Raw genomic sequence first — 18721 nt, 5'->3', positions numbered from 1 at the left:
CCTAGCCGATGATGACCTTGGTCTGCGGTCCGAGCCGCAGCAAGAGGTGGCGCATCGCGGAGTTCGTCATCGAAACGCAGCCGGCGGTTGGAGAAAAATTCGCGCGCGCAAGATGCAGGAACACGGCGCTGCCGAGACCGGCTACCCGCGGCGAAGCGTTGTGATCGATCTCGACGATGAAGTCGTAAAGGTGGTCGTCACGCCTGAGCCGGTCGCCGCTCTGGTCAGGGCCAAGTTTGATCGGCCGGTTATAATGGCGGCTGTTCGGGTCCTCGCACCAGGCGTCTTCAGGTCGAATCGCGCGGATTGGCAAGAAGGTCCTGGGCCTCCGATGGCGGTCGGCGCGCCACCACAATCGGCGCGGCCGGAAAATGCCTCTGGGCGTGCCGCCATCGCCCTCCCGCTTGTTGGCGATGATGCCGCTGCGCCCCAGCGCGACCGGGATGGTCTGTCCGCCAGCCACCAGCCAACCGCGGCGGCGGTTGCCGGCGGCAGCGCGGATCCGGATTGCCGCGAGCGGGCGATCACATCTTTTTGTTCGGTAAGCCATTGAAGAAGCGGAATTATCCATTCAATCGGAGGGTCACCCAAATTGACGCCGGCGGAACCCTGATGTCGCCGCCCGGACATTTATCAATCCGGGACATTTATCAAAACGAGTTCGAATTCTAGGCTAGATTGCGATTCGACTTGTGAAACCGTAACAGGCCCCTACTTCAGGACGAACAGTTCGGAAAAATCCTGATTTAGCAACCATGACCCGCCCAAACCGTTTGGGCTCGCGCTGCCGCTCAGAGGACTTACCCATGGCCAATGCCCGCAAGATCCTGATCGTGGATGACGATGTCGATCTGCGCGATACGCTTGTGGAGCAATTATCGCTGCACGATGAATTCGAAGCCTCCGCCGTCGATACCGGCGCCAAAGGGGCCACCGTCGCCCGAACGGAAGCTCCGGATCTCGTGCTGATGGATGTCGGGCTTCCCGATACTGACGGCCGCGAGGTGGTACGCTCCTTGCGCAAGGGCGGCTTCAAGGCGCCCATCATCATGCTGACGGGACACGACACTGATTCGGATACCATCCTCGGGCTTGAGTCGGGCGCCAATGATTATGTCGCCAAGCCGTTCCGCTTCGCCGTGCTGCTGGCGCGGATTCGGGCGCAGCTTCGACAGCATGAAGCGAGCGAAGACGCGGTATTTTCCGTCGGCCCCTACAGTTTCCGGCCCGGTTCCAAAATGCTGACCGGCGCCAATTCCCGAAAGGTACGCCTGACCGAGAAGGAAACGGCGATCCTTCGATTCCTGTACAGGGCCGGCCAGCTGCCGGTGTCGCGCGAGACGCTGCTGCAGGAAGTCTGGGGTTATAATTCGGGTGTCACCACCCACACCCTGGAGACCCACATTTATCGCCTGCGCCAAAAGATCGAGAAGGATGCGGCAAATCCCGAGATATTGGTGACGGAGGCCGGTGGCTACAAACTGGTGCCGTGATGCGATAGGGCTGACGAACCGTATCGCGCGGTGCGCCGGACGCATCGATTTCCTGATGCCCAGACTTTCCGAAGTTCGTGAAAGCTGGGCGCTGCGGTAGAGCACGAAGTTCGAAAAGCTGGCACTAGCCTTTCATGACGATCGAGGATGATGTTGTCCTGCTCGAGCGTGTCCCGACACTCCGCCTGTTGGGAACGGCAAGCTTGCGCATGCTGGCGATCGGTTCCGAGCAACGCCATGTCGCGCGTGGCGGCGTACTGTTCCATATGGGCGAGGAGGCCGATTCCGGCTTTGTCGTTCAGAGTGGCGCGTTCCGGATCGAGGATGATGGCGGTGCTGGGATCGTCGCGGCACCCGGCGCGCTGATCGGGGAGCTGGCGCTGATTACCGCGATGAAACGGCCGTCGACGGCGGTCGCCCTGGAAGACTCCTCCGCGATCCGGATCGCACGCAGCCTTTTTCAACGCGTGCTGGAAAGCGATCCGGCGGCTGCGCGTCGGCTGCGCGACGAATTTGCCAGCCGCACCAGCCAGATTGCGAGCGACATTCTGATGGCGGGCACCAAGCTCAGTAGCTGACGGCCCGCCCTGCCGCGCCATCGTGCAAATCATCAGACGTCGAAAGTTCTCAGACCTCCAGCGTCACCGTCACCGGTACGTGGTCGGACGGCCGCTCCCAGCCGCGCGCATCGCGTCCAATGCGGAAATCGCTGACCCGGTCTTTCAGCGCGCGCGAGATCCAGATGTGATCGAGCCTCCTGCCCCGATCGCCCACCGTCCAGTCGGCAGCGCGGTAACTCCACCACGTATAGACTTTCTCGGACAGCGGGATTCGATCGCGCGCGACGTCGATCCACTCGCCGTGGCTCTGCGCCGCCAGCAGTTTTTCGCACTCGATCGGGGTATGCGACACCACTTTCAATAATTGCTTGTGCGACCAGACGTCGTTTTCATGGGGTGCCACATTGAGATCGCCGACCAGGACATGATGGTCGTCGCCGCGCGGATGCAGCGGCTCGCAGGCCTTCATTTCATCGAGGAAACGAAGCTTGTGCTCGAACTTCGGATTGAGCGCTGGATCCGGAAGGTCGCCGCCGGCCGGCACATAGAAATTGTGCAGCACCAGGGGTTTTGAGAGCTGCGCCTTGCCGCCGAATTCGACCGAGATGTGACGCGAATCGATCTTGTCGCAGAAGGTCCGCACGTCGCTTTTCTCAAACGGCAATGTCGAGAGGATCGCCACGCCGTGATAGCCCTTCTGCCCGTTCAGGGCGACATGCTCGTAGCCGAGCCGCCTGAAGCGCTTGAGCGGAAACGCGTCGTCGATGCATTTGGTTTCCTGCAGGCACAACACATCAGGTCTCGCCGATTTGATGAACTTGGCGACGAGATCGATGCGCAGGCGCACCGAATTGATATTCCAGGTTGTCAGGGAAAGCCGCATGGAACCAGTGGAAGAAGCCGTACCGTGATGAGGCACGACTTGGTCCCGCAATCAAGAAGGAATTTTGCAGCCTTCCACCGCTATCGCCTTCCGCGGCGGTAACGCACTCGCGGCGAGACTGACGGGAACGTCAAATCCGCCACACTAGCCCGGCGGCATCATGCGTTCGGAAAAATCGATCTTGAACATGCCGGGATCGACCTTCCTGGAAGTATCCAGATTGTAGACTGCGACCGTGGTGTCGTAGCCCTGCGGATCGGTCACCGTCCATTGCTTGAGCTGACCGTCCTTGGCGCCGACCATCAGCAAGAGGCGGCTGGTGCCGAGCAGGATCTGCCTCTCCTCGATGGTGATGCTGATGAAGAGATCGTCCGATGTCACGCTCACGACATTGGTGTCTTTCAACAGATCGATGCGGTCCGAGAGCAGATATCGCAGCGGCGTCTGCGACAACGGATAGATATCCTGGGTCGCAAGCCTTTGGTCGCGCACGGCCAGCATCGAACCGTCGGCGATGATCGCGATCGGGCTCGGCGGATCATATTCGAAACGCAGCTTGCCGGGCTTCTGGATAAAGAACTGGCCCTTCGTCTTGGTGCCGTCAGGTCCGACCTGAACAAAGTTGCCGATCACCGTTTGCAGCGACGACAGATAATTGCTGACCTTGGCGGCCTGCGCCTTTTGTTTGTCATCGAAGGTCGCAAAAAGGCTCATCGGCACGTTGCGGCGAGGATCAGGAATGATCGGATTGGGCGGTATCGCATTTGCTCCGGTCGTCATCGATCCCCTTTGCCCGTCGGACGCGCTCATCTGCACGTCACGGCCCTTCGGGGCCGGTTTGGGAATGGGAACGTTCTGCGCGCGGGACGGCGTCGCCAGGCAACCGGCGATCGAGGCGCCGATCAAAAGCGCAAGCGCCGATCGTGCCATGGAAACGGATGCTTTTGCCATTGGAGGTATTTGATTTCTGGTCAACGCGTCGTCCCGCCTGCCCGGCCCCCGCGGCCTTTCTAACGTGCTTCGTGCAGCGGAGGTATGGTTTTTCCGTGAAAAGATAGCAGCAATTCCTGAGGGTTCCAGGATTCGCCGTCTCGATCAAAAGCCGCCTTCTTCTTCCTCGATCAGAATTTCGCGCTTTCCGGCGTGATTGGCCTGTCCGACGATGCCCTCGAGTTCCATTCGCTCCATCAGCGACGCGGCGCGGTTATATCCGATTTGCAGCCGTCGCTGAATATAGCTCGTGGAGGCCTTGCGGTCGCGTTTGACGATCGCGACAGCCTGCGCAAACAGATCGCCGCCACCGTCGCCGCCCATGCCCGTGGAGTCGAATACCGCGCCGTCCTCGTCCGAGGGCTCCTCCGCCGTGACCGCTTCGAGGTATTCCGGCGAGCCTTGCGTCTTGAGATGGCGCACCACTCTTTCCACCTCCTCATCGGAGACGAAGGGTCCGTGCACGCGGCTGATCCGCCCGCCGCCGGCCATGTAGAGCATGTCGCCCTGCCCCAGCAGTTGTTCGGCGCCCATTTCACCCAAAATGGTGCGGCTGTCGATTTTCGAGGTGACCTGAAACGAGATACGTGTCGGAAAATTTGCCTTGATGGTGCCGGTGATGACGTCGACCGACGGCCGTTGGGTCGCGAGGATGACGTGGAGACCGGCAGCGCGCGCCATTTGCGCGAGCCGTTGCACCGCGCCTTCGATGTCCTTGCCGGCCACCATCATGAGGTCCGCCATTTCGTCGACGATGATGACGATGTAGGGCAGCGGATCGAGGTCGAGCTGCTCCTCCTCGTAGATCGCCTTTCCGGTTTCCTTGTCGAAACCGGTATGCACGGTGCGGGTCAGCTCCTCGCCTTTTGACCTCGCTTCCGCCAGGCGCTGATTGTAGCCGTCGATGTTGCGCACGCCGAGCTTGGCCATTCTCTTGTAGCGCTCTTCCATTTCGCGCACGGCCCATTTGAGCGCGACCACGGCTTTCTTGGGATCGGTGACCACCGGCGTCAGCAGATGCGGAATGCCGTCATACACCGAAAGCTCGAGCATCTTCGGGTCGACCATGATCAGCCGGCATTGATCCGGCCGCAGCCGATAGACGAGGCTGAGGATCATGGTGTTGATGGCGACCGATTTGCCGGACCCGGTAGTGCCGGCGATCAATAGATGCGGCATGCGCGCCAGATCGACGATGATCGATTCGCCGCCGATATTCTTGCCGAGGCAAAGTGGCAGCTTGGCGATCGTCTCCTGGCTATCCTTTCCGGAAATCAGTTCGCGCAAATAGACCTTTTCACGGTGTGCGTTCGGCAGTTCGATGCCGATCGCGTTGCGGCCGGGAACAACGGCGACACGCGCCGAAAGCGCGCTCATCGAGCGCGCGATGTCATCGGCCAGTCCGATCACGCGTGACGACTTGATGCCGGGCGCGGGCTCGAGTTCGTAGAGCGTCACCACCGGGCCCGGATGGGCCTTGACGATTTCGCCGCGGACACCGAAATCGCCAAGCACACCTTCCAGCGCGCGCGAATTGGCCTCCAGTTCCGACTTGCTCAGCGGCTGGCGGTCGGACGCTCTCGGTGCGGTCAGGTACGAAACCGACGGCAGCTCGAAACGCTCGGACGATTTGCGACTGGGGGCGCGAGCGGCCTTCTTGCGCGGCGTGCGCTCGGCCGGCGCCTCATCTTCCTCCTCATCGTCGTCTTCTTCGTCGCTCTCTGGCGCAAGCGAAGGACCGGAGCGACCATTGAGGCTCGGCTCCTGACGCTCGAACGAGGACGCGCGCTGCGACGGCGCACTTGCGACCAATGAGCGATAGGCAACGCCCATCAGCCATGTCAGGCGTGCCTTGGTGCTCATCAGCGCGTGAACCGCCCATCCCAGCGAGATGGAGCCGTCGTCGTCGTCTGCGGCGAATTGATCCTCGTCGTCCCCGATCGAGGTCAATTCCTCATCCTGCGGGCGCGAACCGACGCCGCTTGCAAACAGAAAGCTTGCGACCGTGCAAGCGCCGAGGACAAGTCCGAGCGTAAACTTGTAGACGAAGCCGGGTGGCCCGAATATCACGGCGGGGGCGCGCACCAGCGCATCACCAATGACGCCGCCAAGTCCGGTCGGCAGTGGCCACGCGCCGCCATGCGGCCAACAGCCTGCAAAACCCGCCGCCAATATCGTGCACAGGATCCAGCAGCCCAGCCGCAGCGCCTGACGATCGAAAGCGCGGTGCGTCAGCATGCGCCAACCCCACACCCCGATCGGCAGGATCACCATGATCGCGCCGAGGCCGAGAAGCTGCATCAGTAGATCGGCGCCAATCGCGCCAGGGTAGCCGACAAGATTGCGAATCGGCCGCGACGTCGCGTGGCTGAAGCTCGGGTCCTGCACCGACCAGGTCATCAGGGCGGCCGCCGCGAGACCGGCGAGGGTCAATAGTCCAAGACCGGCGAGTTCGCGCAGGCGCCGTACCAGCGCCTCGCGGATCGCGGCCGGAAGGTGGCCGACGAGGGGAATGACACGTTCGATCGCTGGCATGCTCATGGGCCTTCGCGATTGGATTCTGATGCAACTGACTGGCATCGCGATCGCATCCTGTTTGTGCAGATCCTTTCTGACAGCCGGTTTCCGATCATGCTTCAGTCCAGAATTTCCACCAGCCGGTGCAAAGCCTCGGCTGTTGTTTCACTGTCCGCGACCAGCGCGAGGCGAATGTAGCCGGCGCCGGGATTGCTGCCGTCCGGCTGCTGCCGCGCCAGATAACTGCCGGGGATGACGCGGACGCCCGCGTCACGGTAAAGCCTGACGGTTGCGGCTTCGTCGCCGCCCTTCCCCGACGCATCGAGCCATACGCAAAATCCGCCGGCGGGGCGGCGATAGCCATAGCGGTTGCCGAGAACCTGATCGGCCAAATCGAACTTGATCCGGTACAGCCTGCGGTTCTCTTCGACATGGGCCTCGTCGCCATAGGCGGCGACCGCGACATGCTGCAGCGGCACCGGCACCTGCGGCGCGGCGACATTGCGCAGCTCGTGGAAGGCGCCGAGAAATTTCCTGTCGCCGGCGGCAAAGCCGACGCGCATGCCGGGCAGATTCGATCGTTTCGACAGCGACTGAAAGGCGACGACATTGGTGAAATCGGGCCCGGCGCATTCCAGCATGCTGCCGGGTGCTTGCCCGGTGTAGATTTCCGAATAGCACTCGTCGCTGAAGATCATGAAGCCGAAGCGATCGGCCAGGGTCTTCAAGCGAAGGAAATACGCCTTCGACGCCACCGAGCCCTGCGGATTCGCTGGTGAAGCAATGTAGAAAGCCACGGTTCTCGCCAGCGTTGCTTCGTCAAGCGCGTCGAGATCGGGAAGGAATCCGTTTTCGGGCGTGGTCGGCAGATGGATCTGCTCGCAGCCGGCGGCGCGGGCGCCCGCCCCATAGGCCGGATAGAACGGATTGGGCATCAGGATGGCGGGCCTGCCCTTGCGCTCTCCGACATGACGGGCGGCGGTCAGCGCCGCAAAAAACAGCCCCTCCCGGCTGCCATTGAGCACGAGCAGCTCGGTGTCGGGATCGATTCCTCTTGGCAGGTGAAATCGCCTGGACAGCCAGGTCGCAGCGGCCTTCCGGAAAGGCTCGATTCCCCTCGCCAGCGGATAGCGCCCGAATTCGCTGATGTGGCTGGCCAGCACCGGGCCCACGAACTCCGGCAGGGGATGCTGCGGCTCCCCCAATGACAGCGTTATCAACGGCTTGGACGGCTTGTAGGGGGCCAGCAATTCGGTGACGCGCAAGAACGGCGAGCGTTCGCTGTCCTTGCTTCCGCCGCCCTGCGGCACGCGGGATGAAGCGGTCATGGCCATACTTGCCAGCACTCTTTCAGGCCGCCGATCGCAGTTTGAGACCGGCGGTAAGCGGATCAACCACCATAGATACGGCGAGGTTAAGACGCGATTAACCATCGACGCGAGTTCGCGATACACTCGCTAACAGAAAATCGAGATGGTTTGGATAGTTAGCGCCCAAACGCCGTCCCCGCCACCGCGTTCTGCCACTTAGTTGTCACTTGAGAGAGCTGCAGGGTTCTACCCACGTTCTGCTTCTCCAACAGTGGTTCGGGCAATCAGATCGTCGGCCAGATCGGCGCCCCGTCTCAAGTTGGCCTCCAAAGCATGGGCATAGACTTTGCCAGTCGTCCCAGGATCGCTGTGACCCGCCAGCCTCGCCGCGTCGATCAAGCTGATCCCGCGACGCGTCGCGCTGCCTGCGATCATGGCGGTAATCGCGCTATGGCGCAGTTGGTGAGGCGTCGTGCCCGCCGGCAGGCCGGCTTTTCGGCAAGCTGTTTTGAAACGCGAACTCATGCCAGACAAGCTGCGAGGCACCTTTCCATGATCAACCAAGTCGGCAGTAAATATGCAGTCTTGCGGATGCAGTAATGGCCGAACCGATGGAATGTTCTCGGGCAGGCCAGATATTCTACGCGACGCGGCTTCTTGGCTTGTCCGCTCTCGTTCGAAACTTGCAGCGAGCGATGTGCCGATCGGAACATCGCGAACGCTGCCGCGCGTCTTTGTGGCTCCTAGTCGCCCCTGTCCGTGGATGTCGCTTCTCTTTACTGAGTGCCGGATGCGCATCACTCGGTTTGAAATGTCTACATCGCACCACCGTAGCGCCAGAGCCTCGCCCGGGCGGGCAGCGGTCGCGGTCATGATTTCGATCCACAATCGCAGTTGGTTATCCTTGTCGCAAACTTGAATGAGGGCGGCTATTTGACTGGCGCTCATGGCAGTGCGGCGTACACGGTCGACCGCCGTAGGCTCATCCCCTAGCTTGAATTTCGTAAATTTTGGGACCGGACTGTTGGCGATTATCCTTTGTTCGACTGCTTTCGAGAACAGCACGCTCAACGCAGCATATATGAGTTTCATTGAGGCAATGGATAGGCCCCGATTGCGATCGCAGCCGGCGGTCTTGCGACCATACGTGTACAGGTTTCGCAGGCATTTTTGCAGCATTTCGCCCGTAATATCGGCGAGGCATCGATCGCCAATCTCGCTCCTAACTTTGTCCAAAGAATTTCGGTATGCGCGGCGCGTGGCGTCCCCGTCTGCGCCCATTTTGGTATGGTTTTTGAGAAACTCCTCGACATAGGCATCGAACGTGGGAGCTTGGCTGTTTGCACGTTCAGCCCTTTTTTTAGCTGCGTATAAGCCCGATTGAACTTGGGTAACAAACGCTGGCAACAGCGCAAGCGCCTCTTTTCGCGTTCGGACGCTGACTGCTTCGCTGTATTGCTTTCCATCAATAGTGACGACCATTGAGCGGCTTCCTCCACGTTCTCGGATGAAGCCAGTAAGTCGTGGTCTACGCTTTCTCACTATCATTTGGTTTCTCCAACTCACTACTAAGCGATGATCCCAAAATATTTTTTGCCCACTCCAACTCACTACTGAGGGATGATCCCAAAATATTTTTTGCCCACTCGGTAATTGAAACGTTGAGGCCTCTGGCCATACCAGCGAGCGCGACAGCTTCGGGCGATCGTCCGGCGCCCGAGGCGCCCGGTCGGGCAGCTATGGCCAGATCACGGGCGAGGTTATAGGCAAGTGCGTGCGCGACCAGGCAATCGTCGGACGTCAGATATTTATCCTCGGCCCCAAGAAGTTCGAGGAGCTTTGCCACCGCGAGCCTGACCATCGCCAGCGCGCGAGCCCGGTCACGAATTGGGTCATCAGATGCACGGATTGTTCGCTCCAACTGGGCTGCCAAATAGCCGACTGCTTGTCCGAGGGCGCAATTGCGCACCACGCTTTCTACGGTATCTCCATACAGCACTCGGGCAGTTTCAGGCTCTGCGTCCGACAACGAAGCCCTAAGGCGTTGCATGATTTCGGCCGGCAGCTTGCGGCCCTGTGCTTCGCCAGCTTTTCGCAAATCATGTGCCTCGGTGGAACTAAGTCTAAGCTGGACAAGGACTTTTTTATCTTTTGACATTTCTCGATTTTCTCACAGCAGTGAAATTTGTCGCGGAGAATTTTAGTGCGAAGCGGCTTGAATTATAGGAATGCATAGTATACCTATGCATTTCGGATCTTTACCTGTCAAGTCGCGGAGAACCATTATGGCTCACAAACTCTTGCCCCTTACTGTTCCCGTCCCACTGGCCGGCGCCCTTTTTGGGGCCAGCCCCCCCACAGCGTACCGCTTGAATTTGCCCGTCCTAGCGCTGCCGGGCCGCAAACGCGTCGCTATCGCGGATTTGGAGCGCCTGCTCGGAACCAAAATAACGACTGAGCACCTCGCTGAAGCGCAAGCGCGGTTGGATCGATCGCCAAGAGCCTCCAAGCAGCTTCGAGAGCACCAGGAAAACGGCGAAGAATGAGGGATCAGCAGCGTGAGCTCGCTCAAAGCCCGAGATGCGCCGCGAGAGTAAGCAGCATGTTTGACCATTTCCCAATAGAAACTGGCATAGAAGAGACCGCCAGCAAGGGCGCAGCCGCCGCCGCAGCCGTCGATACCGGCTTCGACACCACGCCGGTTACCGCCACAGTAAGTCCGGCTCTGGCACCCGCGCCGGAGACGGTGGACACCGGGTTCGGTGATCTGGGCGTAACAACTGCGCCGGTCCAGCCGGCAGCGCCAAGGGCGAACACAGTGGCTGGAAAGGGCAAGCCCGAGGATCTGGACGCTCGCGTGGCCGCCCTGCCGCCGAAAAAGTCGACAACTAACTGGAATGCAATCTCGGTCTTTATGGCCAACGTTGTTCCGTGGCCGGGGTCTCCAACAGACCCAGGCTACGTCAACTTGCATTTCGGGCTCCCAGACGACCACTCGTCCGTAGGTACGAAGAAGAAATACAAGGGCGTCCCCGGCTGGCCCTACAAAGACCCATCCAATTTCGTCACGCGTCTCGACCGGATGCTCAAGAACCCCGGCAAGTTCACGGACATCTGGTACTGCCTTTCGCTCCAAAAGGATAAAGGCACCAATAAGCGGGGCGACCCAAAAGCGATCCGGCTCAAGGCCAACGCCATCGGGCTCAAAGCGATCTGGGTTGACATCGACATCAAGGACGACCCGAAGTGCTACCAGACCCAAGCGGAAGCCCTGAAGGCGATCCTCGATTTCCAGCGCGCCAACCTCCTGCCAGAGCCGTCTGCCATCGTGTTCTCGGGCGGGGGAATACACGTTTACTGGATCAGTAAGACGACGCTTCTCCCACACGAGTGGGACCCATTTGCTCACGGCCTGAAGGCGCTGCTCATCTCGCAGGGGATCAAGTGTGATGCGGGGCTGACCACAGACAGCGCAAGAATTCTTCGCGTGCCGGGGACCAAGAACTACAAGTACGACCCACCACGCGAAGTCCAACTCGCGAACCTCCCATTGCGGATGTACGACTTCCCCACGCAGCTATCGATGCTGCCACCGCTGGCAGGGCAGATCAAAACCCCATCAGCGACACCAGCGTTTAGTCTCTTCGCCGAGGGAGCCGACCTCGACAGCTTCAAGAACCCACCACCATGGAGTTTCCCCGACGAGCCCGGTCTGGATGCGGGCATCGACCGCTTCGCCGATTTCCTCGTCGACCCACGACCGATTTTCAAGGACTGTGGCTTCTACCGCGACGCCTTCGCCAACGGTGGCACGGATCACAAGCAAGACCTGTGGATGTACGGGGTCCTTGGCGCCACCTTTATGGAGAATGGGCGCGCCTACGCCCACGAAATCTCCAAGGGTCATGCGTCGTATACCCCGGATGAAACAGATGCGATGTTTGATCGCAAGGTAGCTGACCGCCATGACCGAGGACTGGGATATCCCCAATGTTCAACCATTCAGGGCGCCGGTTGCAAGGCGTGCCGGACGTGCCCGCTCCTAGGGAAATTAAAGTCACCCCTCAACATCAGGCCGGTTGTTACCGCCACAGCAGATGCGACGTCGGACGCCACTCCGCAATCCGAACCATCATTTGCGGACCCCGGCGCTGAGTTCGTCGATCCCCATAAAACAAGTCCGGTTTCTGTTTTAATGGCATTGCATGGCAAAGGGGCCGACCTCAACAGCTTGTTCCTTGCGATGAACCAAACCTTTGCCGTGGTCAGATACGGCACGCAGATACTCGTAGCAACCATCGGCGACGACATCTGCCTGATGAAAGTGGAAGACTTCCACAAGATGCTCGCAAATATAGTTGTACCCGTAGGAAACAAGGAAATTGCAGTCAGCAGGTTGTGGTTCAAATGGGAAGACCGGCGTCAATATCCGGGCGCGGGCGTGGTGTTCCAACCGGGAGGACCTCCTGAGATCAAGGGTGACATGCTTAACCTTTGGCGTGGTTTCGGCATCAAGCCAATGCCCGGCAATTGGTCGTTGCTTCGCGATCATATTTTCAAGGAGGTTTGCTCTGGACGGCAGGACTACTTTGACTATCTCATTAATTGGATGGCCTATGCAGTGCAGCATCCCGACAGGCCGATGGGGGTAGCTGTCGCCTTCCTCGGTGCCCAGGGCGCGGGCAAGGGCATCGTCGCTCGCACTTTCGGAAAGTTTTTCGGAAAGCACTTTGCTCATATCGCAAATGGTGAACAACTCACCGGACGCTTCAACGCCAGCATAGGTATGTCGTGCGTGGTATTCTTAGACGAGGCGCTGTGGGCTGGCGATAAAAAAGGTGAGGGTGTTTTGAAGGCTCTCATCACGGAGCCATCTCTCCAACTTGAAGCTAAATTTCGTGATCCAATACGAGTTGAAAATCGATTGCGGATCGTTGTTGCATCCAACAACGATTGGGCAGTTCCAGCGGGCATCGGCGACCGCCGTTGGTTTGTGCTCAACGTTGCCGATACTTATTCAGGAATGGCCCATCAAGGTTATTGGAACGCGGTTTACAACCAAATTGACGGCGGCGGTGCTGCTGCGATGCTTCACGATTTGCTGTCTATGGACGTTAGCGCGTTTAACGTGCGCGCCGTCCCCCACACTGCCGCAAAGGCGTCACAACAGGTGCACTCGTTGCACGGCTCGTTGGCTTGGTTGCACGACGTCCTACAGGAGGGTTCCATTGGCGGCGAGCAGTGGCAAGACGCCGGTCTGACCATCGAAACGGATCGGGCCTACATGTGCTACGTAGAATTCAGCAAACGCCAGCGCGACTGGAAACCTGAGATCAAAGCGGTGTGGTCGAAGAATATTCGGGCTGCCCTCGATCCGCACATTCATACTACCCGGCCAACTAAGGGCGCCACACGGGTTCGCGAATTCCAGTTCGCGCCCCTTGATGACTGTCGGCGACAGTTTGCATCCCACCTGTGCGCCCCAGATCTCGAATGGGAGGCGGGAAGCCAGCCGGACAATCAATCAGAGGAAGCACCCGAGGGTATGTGGGACTGCGACGACCCCCGTCTCGATGCTGTCGACGCCGAATGGGAGCCGGAAACAGACCCCGAGCCAGAATACGAGGCCGAGGACGGGCCGTTAGATTGAGAGCCCGCGCACTGACCGGGCTAAGATGCAGATGAAATTGGCGTCCGACCAGAAACTGCGTCGTCCAACTTCAAGGCCGCGAAGTTGGACGCGAATAATGCCTGCCGTCGTTGATGCGGTCCAACCAGACCAACCTGTCCGCGCTGGCGAAGCAAAATCCTATTCGGCAGTTCGAGGCAGGGACGGGACTCCGAGAAAAAGTCGGCAGGGGGCGCTGAAGCCTATTCTTCTCTTTTCTAATTTTTGGTTGGACAGGTTGGACAGGTTGGACCGGCACTGAGAAACCCGATACTTCTCGCGTCCAGCCTCGCAGCCTGAACCCGGACGGGCGGACCTTGGCATACCCCCGTGCGTGCAGCGAAGATCACAAGGTAGCAAGGTCTGACCACCCCGCCCTTCCACTCCCAGAGTGATCCACACCATCACCCTGCTCGCGTCCCACCTTGAAGCCTTCTCACCCCTGGCTGTCATCATTCGCCAACGATTACGACCCCGCCATCAGATCGTTAAGCGGAAGCGAGTCGAGACAGATCCACCAGACTGCAAGACCGGGAAATGGGACCTCTCGGGGGAGTAGCAAGGTGCCAAGGTTGCAACACAAAAAATGGTCCGCCCAGAAATTGATTAAGGAAACCTCAACTCTTCGACGCTAACACTGCCTCCTATCGTTGCATTGCCGCGGCAGATCGTCGGGCTCGCACACAAGGAGAAAGTAAAATGACCACCAATTCAAACAGTCTCATAGCGAGAGAAGTTGATCGGCAGTTCGCCAAACTGAATGCCAAACACGGCTGGTGCTGCAACAATCCAGTCACTAGTGATGGTTTCGTTTGGGGCATCGACCCCATCGCAGAGCAAAAGGAGTACGCGAGTGTCTTTCTCCTCGCTCGCGAATGGTTTGCGGTCAACGGGCCACCTGATGCACCTCTGCTACCCGACCAACACGACCGCGATCGTTTCAGAGGGTCTGGGGGCATTACTGCGCTCGTTGGCTTCTACGCTCGATCGCTGTCCGCGCGGAACTACGACGTTTGCAAACATCCGCCATTCCACGAGTTCGCCTGCGGCGTAATGGCGATCGCGACGGAAAAAGGGCTGCGGAACCTTGAGAAGGACGAGACCTTGATAAGGCGTTTCCCGCCCCGCGCGCTTGTGGGTATGGCGCCGGGCGCGGTCTGGTATCCACCTGAAGAGTACGCGGAGTGGGGGCGTGGAGCCGCGTAACTGCCGCCAGGCTGGTTGGGAGGAGAGAGCACAGATGTCAGCGCTCGAACGATTAAGAGAAGCTATCGCCGAACTTGAGACGCCTGCCGATCCTTGGCTGGCACCGTTGCAGCGTGTCCGCGGCAAGGTTGAGTTTGATGGCCAAGAGCGCGTGAGCAGCCAGACATTGCTGGACATGCTTGAGGTGCCTCAGCGCAGCCGCACAGCGGGCGCGTACCGGCGTCTAGCGAAGCTAATGGCTGCACTCGGATGGACCGCTGTACGAGTGCGCGACCTGACCCGTGGCGGCTACAAGGAACAAGTTCGCGGGTACGTACGCAGCCTTACCCACAAGAGGACGGGGAGCCAACCGTGCTGACATCCGCGACATACCTGGACGACCTCAACGCCGAGCAGCGCTATGCCGTCGAGCATGGCGTTACGCAGGACAACACTGTCGGGTCGCCATTGCTCGTTATCGCCGGCGCGGGGTCTGGTAAAACCAACACGCTCGCCCACCGGGTCGCGCACCTTATCGTCAACGGCGCAGATCCGGGCCGCATCCTCTTGATGACGTTCTCGCGACGGGCGGCTGCGGAAATGACCCGTCGGGTTACGCGAATTGCGGGCAAGCTGGGCAGCAATTCATCCAACCTGAGCGATGCCCTGGTGTGGGCCGGGACCTTCCATGCTATCGGGGCCCGCTTACTGCGGGAATATGCCGAACGGATAGGACTGGATCCCGGATTTACTATTCACGACCGGGAAGACTCTGCCGATCTCATGAACCTCGTTCGTCATGAGCAGGGTTTTTCAAAGACCGAACGTCGGTTTCCGGCCAAAGGTACTTGCGTTGCGATCTATTCGCGTTGCGTGAACGCGGAAACGTCACTTGAACAGGTGGTGGATCGTTTCTTCCCCTGGTGTGCGAGCTGGACAAAGGAGCTGAAGCAGCTTTTCGCGGCGTATGTCGAGGCGAAGCAAGCTCAAAACGTGCTCGATTATGATGATCTTCTCTTGTACTGGGCGCAGGTGATGTCGGATACCACCTTGGCTTCTGAGGTGGGAGGACGCTTCGATCATGTGCTCGTCGACGAATACCAGGACACGAACCGCTTGCAATCGTCGATTTTGCTCGCACTTAAGCCAGGTGGTGCGGGTCTAACAGTTGTCGGCGACGACGCTCAGTCGATCTACTCGTTCCGAGCGGCGACTGTGCGCAATATTCTCGACTTCCCGAACCAATTCTCGCCGCGCGCCGAAATTGTAACGCTGGACCGCAATTACCGGTCGACCCAGCCCATCTTGGCGGCTGCCAATGCCGTGATCGGCCTTGCCAGGGAGCGGTTCACAAAAAACCTCTGGACCGAGCGGTTGTCGTCGCAAAGGCCGCAGCTGGTCAGCGTTCGAGACGAGGCCGACCAGGCCCGCTACGTGGTCGAACAGGTCCTGGCAAATCGCGAACAAGGTATGATGTTGAAACATCAGGCCGTCCTGTTCCGCGCATCGTCGCACAGCGGAGTGCTCGAAGTCGAACTGACCCGACGCAACATCCCTTTCGTGAAATTTGGCGGCCTCAAGTTCCTGGACACGGCGCATGTCAAGGACATCCTCGCGATGCTACGCTTCGTCGAGAACCCGCGAGATCGCGTCGCAGGCTTTCGGCTCCTCAACCTTCTGCCTGGCGTAGGACCCGCTACAGCAAAGCGCGTGCTCGATGCCCTGGCGCAATCTGCTGACCCGACGGGGGCGTTGCACGACCTGCCCGCCCCGCCTCGCACAGGTGTTGATTGGGCCTCCTTCGTCGAGACGGTCGGAAACATCCGCGATGCCGGATGGCCGGCGGATCTCGAGTTAGCTCGCGTCTGGTATGGACCTCATCTCGAACGTATCCATGAAGATGCGGAAATCAGGCGCGCCGATCTCATTCAGCTCGAGGGGATTGCGAGCGGCTACCCGTCGCGCGAGCGCTTTTTGACTGAGCTTACGCTCGATCCGCCTGAGGCCACCAGCGACCAGGCCGGCGTCCCCCTGCTGGATGAGGACTACCTAATCTTGTCCACAGTCCATTCGGCGAAGGGCCAGGAGTGGAAATCGGTCTTTGTCCTTAACGCGGTCGACGGTTGCATCCCATCCGATCTTGGCACCGGCACTACCGAGGAAGTGGAGGAGGAGCGTCGCTTGCTCTATGTCGCAATGACGCGGGCGAAAGACGACCTGCATCTCATGGTTCCGCAGCGCTTTTTCGTTCACGGCCAGAGCGTCCAGGGCGATCGTCACCTCTATGCCTCGCGAACGCGCTTCATTCCTGAGACGCTTCTGCCGCTGTTTGATCGCTCCAGCTGGCCTACATCTGCGCAACCTGCATGGACTATCGTGAATCAAGGTCCTCGCATCGACATTGCGGCGCGTATGCGCGAGAGGTGGCGATAGCCGTCAAGTTATCGCTCCCGGCAAGATGTAAACGTGCAACCGCTCCACCCCGCGCAACGATGAGACAATGTCCGCGCTAAAATTTCCTGATTGGCAGCCTGGTCATATCGCTTAGGTGCTGCGCCCGAGCTTCGCCGTATGAATAAGGTCGCTCCGCCCTCAATCGTCACCCCGGCGGCATTCCCAGACGATCGCGAAGGCGAGGGTTTTTCGCGGGCGGAGTAATCGGCATGAAGGAGGGGCCCTATCCCCTAGCACGGGTCGCCATGTTCGACCCCGCATGAGGATGCGGTGCACTGTCTGGATTGGCATCGGCGCGTGAACACAGCATACTTGCATGGTTTCAAGGACGACTTTCCTTCCTACGTTGCCCATCGCCGCCGCTATCGCTTCCGCCGTCAACCTCGTCGCTCGCCAGCGTCTGATCGACCGCGGTTCTCAATTCCTCGGTGTCTCTAGCAACCGGATGGGACCGAACGCTCGGAAGAGCAACAACTGTATGTTGGCGACAAACAACTGAAGAGCGACAGCGCCCGCCACAAAATACTCCTCGCCGGAGGGGATTTTGGGTCCGATGGCCGTCGTGTACGCGATTCCCAAAACCATCGGCCCGTCGATGAAGATGGTAATATCCCAGAATTCCTTTCTCGCCTTTTCCGAAGAAGCGCCTTTGTAAATGAGAAAATCCATGACGAGAATGCCTAGCACAAAAATCAATGTATGAAATCCCAGAATGATTTTGATGGCGGAAAACATCTCATTCAAGATCCGCGAGGACGTTTCCATCGAGTGTTTTATGTTGTCGATGTTTATCCATAGGTCTGAATTTCCGTGAACTGCCAGATCGAAATAATACCCGCCGAGCACAAATGAGACGACGCCATTGCCGACGATCATCGTAAATATGGTCTTGGCATAGCGGTCCAACCCGTTGTAAGGGCGGATAAAAGGAAGGAGAACCGAGAAGTGGGCGAAGACTGCGGTGGACCATATCGCCACTGCGATAAGCAGCTTCTCGGGCTGCTCGAGTCCGATTCTTTCATGGAAAAGGATAGCCATGAAGAGCAGAAAAAATATGCTAACCCAGAAAATTAGCGATACGACAATCTCTGTTTCGATTGGATGGTACGTTTTACCGGCCTCGCCGTTCACGGTTAAGCGGAAGATTGAACGCTCCGGCCCGAAATGAGACCGAGCCGGTTCGTCGTCGCGCTGATGGCTTTTTCCGCTATCCATTCCATCACCGGGATGAAAGTAAGCTCGTGTTGTAGACCGTAAATACCGATGATTTATTCCGCTGCGACATCGCCAATCTGCCTGATGCCGCGCATCCCTCGGCGTCTCGTCCTCGCGGCGGGACGCGATAAGTTTCTTTAATATCCACATTTCCGCAGGCGATGCCCATCAGTTTCGCTTAATGCAACGAAAATCAATTCTGATTTCTGGCCGTTCTGGAATTGTGATCTGGTGGGCCCGCCTTCAAAATTGAGGTTCAAATGGCCTGGAAGGCTCCAAAGATTGTCGAAGTGTCGGTGGGCATGGAAATCAACATGTACGCCTGCGCAGCGCGCAAGTAAGCCTCAGTGGGGTGACCTGCCCGGTTCAAGAAGCAATCTTTGCTTTCGAACTGAGGCAGGCGCCTGAGGGGCCCAATATGCAAGCGGAAAGATTCTCGGACTTCT

At 59.0% G+C, this 18721-nt stretch carries 15 protein-coding genes; 7 read left to right on the top strand and 8 right to left on the bottom strand.

Annotation, left to right across the window (positions count from 1 at the left end):
* Window position 1: 1 nt before the first annotated feature.
* Window positions 2-571 (bottom strand): L,D-transpeptidase family protein, encoded by a 570-nt coding sequence (locus tag VNX23_RS22705; RefSeq protein WP_325633797.1) that lies wholly within the window; start codon window positions 569-571, stop codon window positions 2-4.
* A 235-nt stretch (window positions 572-806) separates the two neighbouring features.
* Here VNX23_RS22705 and VNX23_RS22700 point away from each other — a divergent pair, with 235 nt between their 5' ends.
* Both VNX23_RS22700 and VNX23_RS22695 read left to right on the top strand, forming a co-directional pair.
* Window positions 807-1493 carry a response regulator transcription factor gene (locus tag VNX23_RS22700; protein ID WP_325633795.1) on the top strand — a complete coding sequence of 229 codons (687 nt, stop codon included), beginning with the start codon at window positions 807-809 and terminating at the stop codon, window positions 1491-1493.
* Between the two features lie 134 nt (window positions 1494-1627).
* Entirely contained in the window at window positions 1628-2071 is a 444-nt protein-coding gene (locus VNX23_RS22695) for a cyclic nucleotide-binding domain-containing protein (protein ID WP_325633793.1), read from the top strand.
* 49 nt (window positions 2072-2120) lie between these two features.
* Here VNX23_RS22695 and VNX23_RS22690 read toward each other — a convergent pair whose 3' ends face one another.
* The 6 genes from VNX23_RS22690 to VNX23_RS22665 form a co-directional block, all read right to left on the bottom strand.
* Window positions 2121-2936 (bottom strand): exodeoxyribonuclease III, encoded by an 816-nt coding sequence (locus tag VNX23_RS22690; RefSeq protein ID WP_325633791.1) that lies wholly within the window; start codon window positions 2934-2936, stop codon window positions 2121-2123.
* Window positions 2937-3080: 144 nt separating this feature from the next.
* Complete coding sequence (locus VNX23_RS22685) at window positions 3081-3887, bottom strand: outer membrane lipoprotein carrier protein LolA (protein WP_325633790.1); 807 nt, start codon at window positions 3885-3887, stop codon at window positions 3081-3083.
* Between the two features lie 144 nt (window positions 3888-4031).
* On the bottom strand, window positions 4032-6467 hold the full coding sequence (locus tag VNX23_RS22680) for a DNA translocase FtsK (protein WP_325633788.1): 2436 nt from the start codon (window positions 6465-6467) through the stop codon (window positions 4032-4034).
* 95 nt (window positions 6468-6562) lie between these two features.
* The gene (locus VNX23_RS22675) at window positions 6563-7777 is read right to left on the bottom strand and encodes an aminotransferase class I/II-fold pyridoxal phosphate-dependent enzyme (RefSeq protein ID WP_325633786.1); all 1215 of its coding nucleotides are present in this window, start codon (window positions 7775-7777) and stop codon (window positions 6563-6565) included.
* Between the two features lie 222 nt (window positions 7778-7999).
* Complete coding sequence (locus tag VNX23_RS22670; protein WP_325633784.1) at window positions 8000-9235, bottom strand: site-specific integrase; 1236 nt, start codon at window positions 9233-9235, stop codon at window positions 8000-8002.
* Between the two features lie 46 nt (window positions 9236-9281).
* Window positions 9282-9911 (bottom strand): hypothetical protein, encoded by a 630-nt coding sequence (locus tag VNX23_RS22665; RefSeq protein WP_325633783.1) that lies wholly within the window; start codon window positions 9909-9911, stop codon window positions 9282-9284.
* Between the two features lie 444 nt (window positions 9912-10355).
* Here VNX23_RS22665 and VNX23_RS22660 point away from each other — a divergent pair, with 444 nt between their 5' ends.
* The 4 genes from VNX23_RS22660 (at window position 10356) to VNX23_RS22645 (ending at window position 17039) form a co-directional block, all read left to right on the top strand.
* Window positions 10356-13403 (top strand): primase-helicase family protein, encoded by a 3048-nt coding sequence (locus VNX23_RS22660; protein ID WP_325633781.1) that lies wholly within the window; start codon window positions 10356-10358, stop codon window positions 13401-13403.
* 717 nt (window positions 13404-14120) lie between these two features.
* On the top strand, window positions 14121-14627 hold the full coding sequence (locus tag VNX23_RS22655; RefSeq protein ID WP_325633780.1) for a hypothetical protein: 507 nt from the start codon (window positions 14121-14123) through the stop codon (window positions 14625-14627).
* A 34-nt stretch (window positions 14628-14661) separates the two neighbouring features.
* On the top strand, window positions 14662-14985 hold the full coding sequence (locus VNX23_RS22650; RefSeq protein ID WP_325633779.1) for a hypothetical protein: 324 nt from the start codon (window positions 14662-14664) through the stop codon (window positions 14983-14985).
* Window positions 14979-17039: an ATP-dependent helicase gene (locus VNX23_RS22645; RefSeq protein WP_325633778.1), complete on the top strand. Its 2061-nt coding sequence runs from the start codon at window positions 14979-14981 to the stop codon at window positions 17037-17039. The genes VNX23_RS22650 and VNX23_RS22645 overlap by 7 nt, the downstream gene beginning before the upstream one ends.
* 438 nt (window positions 17040-17477) lie before the next feature.
* Here the strand turns inward: VNX23_RS22645 and VNX23_RS22640 are convergent, their stop codons facing one another.
* Window positions 17478-18275, bottom strand: coding sequence for a hypothetical protein (locus tag VNX23_RS22640; protein WP_325633776.1), 798 nt, complete (start codon window positions 18273-18275; stop codon window positions 17478-17480).
* Window positions 18276-18535: 260 nt separating this feature from the next.
* Here VNX23_RS22640 and pqqA point away from each other — a divergent pair, with 260 nt between their 5' ends.
* Window positions 18536-18616: a pyrroloquinoline quinone precursor peptide PqqA gene (gene pqqA / locus VNX23_RS22635; protein ID WP_084807017.1), complete on the top strand. Its 81-nt coding sequence runs from the start codon at window positions 18536-18538 to the stop codon at window positions 18614-18616.
* Window positions 18617-18721: the final 105 nt, after the last annotated feature.

The sequence above is a fragment of the Bradyrhizobium sp. genome (assembly GCF_035570375.1).
In the GTDB taxonomy this organism is placed as follows: Bacteria; Pseudomonadota; Alphaproteobacteria; order Rhizobiales; family Xanthobacteraceae; genus Bradyrhizobium.
The sequence above is the reverse complement of the archived record's forward strand: the minus strand, read 5'-3'. Positions and strand labels throughout refer to the sequence as shown.

What these genes read in the sequence shown, in the direction of transcription:
- VNX23_RS22660 (WP_325633781.1), top strand. Translation starts at nt 10,356, where the DNA reads ATGTTTGACCATTTCCCAATAGAAACTGGCATAGAAGAGACCGCCAGC.
- VNX23_RS22640 (WP_325633776.1), bottom strand. Translation starts at nt 18,275, where the DNA reads ATGGATAGCGGAAAAAGCCATCAGCGCGACGACGAACCGGCTCGGTCT.
- VNX23_RS22675 (WP_325633786.1), bottom strand. Translation starts at nt 7,777, where the DNA reads ATGGCCATGACCGCTTCATCCCGCGTGCCGCAGGGCGGCGGAAGCAAG.
- VNX23_RS22705 (WP_325633797.1), bottom strand. Translation starts at nt 571, where the DNA reads ATGGATAATTCCGCTTCTTCAATGGCTTACCGAACAAAAAGATGTGAT.
- VNX23_RS22655 (WP_325633780.1), top strand. Translation starts at nt 14,121, where the DNA reads ATGACCACCAATTCAAACAGTCTCATAGCGAGAGAAGTTGATCGGCAG.
- pqqA (WP_084807017.1), top strand. Translation starts at nt 18,536, where the DNA reads ATGGCCTGGAAGGCTCCAAAGATTGTCGAAGTGTCGGTGGGCATGGAA.
- VNX23_RS22680 (WP_325633788.1), bottom strand. Translation starts at nt 6,467, where the DNA reads ATGAGCATGCCAGCGATCGAACGTGTCATTCCCCTCGTCGGCCACCTT.
- VNX23_RS22690 (WP_325633791.1), bottom strand. Translation starts at nt 2,936, where the DNA reads ATGCGGCTTTCCCTGACAACCTGGAATATCAATTCGGTGCGCCTGCGC.
- VNX23_RS22670 (WP_325633784.1), bottom strand. Translation starts at nt 9,235, where the DNA reads ATGGTCGTCACTATTGATGGAAAGCAATACAGCGAAGCAGTCAGCGTC.
- VNX23_RS22685 (WP_325633790.1), bottom strand. Translation starts at nt 3,887, where the DNA reads ATGGCAAAAGCATCCGTTTCCATGGCACGATCGGCGCTTGCGCTTTTG.
- VNX23_RS22665 (WP_325633783.1), bottom strand. Translation starts at nt 9,911, where the DNA reads ATGTCAAAAGATAAAAAAGTCCTTGTCCAGCTTAGACTTAGTTCCACC.
- VNX23_RS22650 (WP_325633779.1), top strand. Translation starts at nt 14,662, where the DNA reads ATGTCAGCGCTCGAACGATTAAGAGAAGCTATCGCCGAACTTGAGACG.
- VNX23_RS22700 (WP_325633795.1), top strand. Translation starts at nt 807, where the DNA reads ATGGCCAATGCCCGCAAGATCCTGATCGTGGATGACGATGTCGATCTG.
- VNX23_RS22695 (WP_325633793.1), top strand. Translation starts at nt 1,628, where the DNA reads ATGACGATCGAGGATGATGTTGTCCTGCTCGAGCGTGTCCCGACACTC.